The 3921-nt window shown below is 59.2% G+C and carries 3 protein-coding genes and 1 pseudogene; all 4 read left to right on the forward strand.

Features of this window, described 5'->3' with window-relative positions:
- Window positions 1-119 precede the first annotated feature (119 nt).
- Window positions 120-1340 carry an arginine deiminase gene (arcA, locus tag DZ858_RS15090; protein ID WP_017764826.1) on the forward strand — a complete coding sequence of 407 codons (1221 nt, stop codon included), beginning with the start codon at window positions 120-122 and terminating at the stop codon, window positions 1338-1340.
- A 62-nt stretch (window positions 1341-1402) separates the two neighbouring features.
- Entirely contained in the window at window positions 1403-2329 is a 927-nt protein-coding gene (arcC, locus tag DZ858_RS15095) for a carbamate kinase (protein WP_010635806.1), read from the forward strand.
- A 79-nt stretch (window positions 2330-2408) separates the two neighbouring features.
- On the forward strand, window positions 2409-3413 hold the full coding sequence (argF, locus tag DZ858_RS15100; protein WP_005306471.1) for an ornithine carbamoyltransferase: 1005 nt from the start codon (window positions 2409-2411) through the stop codon (window positions 3411-3413).
- A gap of 90 nt (window positions 3414-3503) precedes the next feature.
- Window positions 3504-3921 (forward strand): annotated as a pseudogene (locus DZ858_RS15105) (hypothetical protein); the annotation flags it as partial.

Below are 3921 nucleotides of genomic sequence, written 5' to 3' on the forward strand. Positions count from 1 at the left end.
GGCAGGATAGAACACAAGCCGATTACCCTACATAAAGAATATCCCGCCTTAGCCACGAGCATGAATAGAAGGAATCTATTCAATCACTCGCAGGGACCACTGCTAGACGGAATATAATCATGAGCAAATTTTATGTAGGTTCTGAAGTTGGCCAATTGCGCCGTGTCATGTTGCACCGCCCCAACCTCAGTCTGAAGCGTCTGACTCCTTCCAACTGCCAGGATCTGTTGTTCGATGACGTCCTGTCCGTTGAACGTGCTGGTCAGGAGCACGACAAATTCGCTCAGGTACTGCGCGATCAGAATGTCGAAGTTTTCCTGCTGACCAATCTGCTGGCGGAAACCCTGGACGTGCCGGAAGCCAAAACCTGGCTGCTGCAACATCAGGTCTCCGACTATCGCCTCGGCACTTCTTTTGCCAACGACGTACGCTGCTTCCTGGCCGACATGCCGCACCGCGAGCTGGCCCGCATTCTCTCCGGTGGCCTGACCTACTCCGAGATGCCCTACAGCGGCGTCAACATGGTAGTAGGCATGCACGCACCGACCGACTTCATCATCGAGCCGCTGCCCAACCACCTCTTTACCCGTGACACCTCCTGCTGGGTTTATGGCGGCGTCTCCATCAACCCGATGGCCAAACCGGCCCGCCGTCGCGAAACCAACCACGTGAAGGCTATCTATCGCTGGCACCCGCAGTTTGCCGGTCAGGACTTCATCAAGTACTTCGGTGATGAAGATCGCGACTACGACAACTCCACCATCGAAGGGGGTGACGTACTGGTCATCGGTCGTGGCGCCGTGCTCATCGGCATGTCCGAGCGCACCACACCGCAAGGGGTCGAGCACCTGGCTCGCGGCCTGTTCAAGCACGGCCAGGCCAAACAGGTCATCGCCATGCAACTGCCGAAACACCGCAGCTGCATGCACCTGGATACCGTCATGACCCACATGGACATAGACACCTTCTCCGTCTATCCGGAAGTCATCCGCAAGGATGTGAACTGCTGGAGCCTGACTCCGGGCGGTGCCACCGGCATGAACATCAAGGAAGAGGGTTACTTCGTCACCGCCATCGAGAAGGCACTGGGTGTCGATCAGCTCAAGCTCATCACCACAGGTGGCGACACCTTCGAGGCCGAGCGCGAGCAGTGGAACGATGCCAACAACGTGCTGACCGTGCGCCCCGGCGTGGTGGTGGGTTACGAGCGCAATACCTACACCAACGAGAAGTACGACAAGGCCGGCATCACTGTGCTGCCCATCCCGGGTGAAGAGCTGGGACGTGGCCGCGGCGGCGCCCGCTGCATGAGCTGCCCGATGGAACGCGACGGCATCTAACAAGACGGCGTGGCGCCGGCAGAGGCTGGCGCCACACAGCACCAAACTCGAGAGTAACACTCATGAAAAAACCAACTGTCGTCGTCGCCCTGGGTGGCAATGCCCTGCTCCGTCGTGGCGAGCCGCTCGAAGCAGATATCCAGCGCAAGAACATCGCCACCGCCGCCAAGACCATCGCCCTGATCGCTCAGGAGTACAACGTGGTGCTGGTGCATGGCAACGGCCCGCAAGTCGGCCTGCTGGCTCTGCAGAACAGTGCCTACACCAAGGTATCCCCCTATCCGCTGGATGTGCTGGGTGCCGAGTCCCAGGGCATGATCGGCTACATGCTGATCCAGGAGTTGAAGAACCTGATGCCGAGCCGCAACGTCACCGCGCTGCTGACCCAGGTGCAGGTTGACCCGCAAGATCCGGCCTTCGTCAATCCGACCAAATTCATCGGTCCCGTCTACGAAGAGGCTGAAGCCCGCGCCCTGGCTGCAGAGAAGCAGTGGGTGGTCAAGGCTGACGGCAAGTTCTTCCGCCGCGTGGTGCCGTCTCCACTGCCCCAGCGCATCGTCGAAGGCGACGCCATCGAAACCCTGATCGCCCAGGGCCACCTCATCATCTGCACCGGTGGTGGCGGCATCCCGGTGACCTGGGATGGCCAGAGCCTGACCGGTATCGAAGCCGTCATCGACAAGGACATGTCTGCCGCCTACCTGGCCAAGCAGATCAAGGCCGACGCCCTGCTGATCCTGACCGATGCCGATGCCGTCTACCTGGACTGGGGCAAACCGACCCAGCGTCCGCTGCGGATCACCAGCCCGGACGAGCTGGCCGGCGTCAAGTTCGACGCAGGCTCCATGGGGCCCAAGGTCGAAGCCTCCTGTGAATTCGTCAAGGCGACCGGCGGCATGGTCGGCATAGGTGCACTGGACGATGGCCTGGCCATCCTCAAGGGTGAAGCCGGCACCAATATCGTCGCCACCCGTACCGTGAATGCGTAATTACCGACATATGTACTGAGAATGCGTAGTCAACACTACTGCCTGAATTGGTCTGAAACAAATATAGAGAGAACTCATCATGGCTTTTAATCTGCGTAACCGTAACTTCCTGAAACTGCTGGACTTCACCCCGCGCGAAATCCAATACATGATCGATCTGGCCATCGACCTGAAGAAGGCCAAATACGGTGGCTACGAGCGCAAACACCTGACCGGCAAGAACATCGCCCTGATCTTCGAGAAGACCTCCACGCGTACCCGTTGTGCGTTTGAAGTGGCGGCCTTCGACCAGGGCGCCCAGGTCTCCTACCTCGGCCCGAGCGGTTCCCAGATCGGCCACAAGGAGTCCATGAAAGACACCGCCCGGGTGCTGGGCCGCATGTATGACGGCATCGAATACCGTGGCTATGGCCAGGAGATCGTCGAAGAGCTGGGTGCCCACGCCGGCGTCCCGGTCTGGAACGGTCTGACCAACGAATTCCACCCGACCCAGATCCTGGCCGATTTCATGACCATGCTGGAGCACGGCAAGGGCAAACGCCTGGATCAAATCAAGTTCGCCTACCTGGGTGACGCTCGCAACAACATGGGTAACTCCCTGATGGTCGGTGCTGCCAAGATGGGCATGGACATCCGCTTGGTCGCACCGAAAGCCTTCTGGCCGGAAGAAGAGCTGGTTGCCAAGTGCCGCCTGATCGCCGAAGAGACTGGCGCACGCATCACCCTGACCGAAGATGTGAAAGAGGGTGTGCTGGGTACCGACTTCCTCTACACCGACGTCTGGGTTTCCATGGGTGAAGCGAAAGAAGCTTGGGATCAGCGCGTCAAACTGATGACCCCGTATCAGGTCAACATGGACGTCATCAACGCCACCAAGAACCCGGATGTGAAGTTCATGCACTGCCTGCCGGCGTTCCACAACGACGAGACCACCATGGGCAAGGAAGTGGCAGACAAATACGGCATGAAAGGCCTGGAAGTGACCGAGGACGTGTTCGAATCCGAGCACAGCATCGTGTTCGACGAGGCCGAAAACCGGATGCACACCATCAAGGCAGTGATGGTTGCTACGCTGGGCGACTAAGGTCGCAGTAGTGGTGCCGGGGGGTGACCCCCGGCTTTTCGACCATGTGACAGCGGCATAATACCTCCAACCCTACGACCCGCAGCCTGCATGGATACCACACCCACAGAAGGAAGCTGGACCATGACCAAATTCAAGTTCCCGTCAGCCTACACGATACTGTTCGTGCTGATCGCCCTGGTGGCCGCCCTGAGCTGGATAGTGCCGGCCGGCAAATACGAAATGACCATGAACGAAGCCCTCGGCAAGGAAGTGCCGGTGGCTGGCACCTACAAGCTGGTAGAGGGCAATCCCCAGGGGATCGTCGACGTGCTGCTGGCGCCGATCGATGGTCTCTACAACCATGACACCTACGAGGCAGGCGCCATCGACGTCTCCCTCTTCATCCTGATCATCGGTGGTTTTCTTGGCATAGTGACCAAGACCGGTGCCATCGATGCCGGTATCGAACGGGTAACCGACCGCCTGCGCGGCCGTGAAGAGTGGATGATCCCGATCCTGATGGCGC

The organism is Marixanthomonas ophiurae, from assembly GCF_003413745.1.
Taxonomy (GTDB): Bacteria; Bacteroidota; Bacteroidia; order Flavobacteriales; family Flavobacteriaceae; genus Marixanthomonas; species Marixanthomonas ophiurae.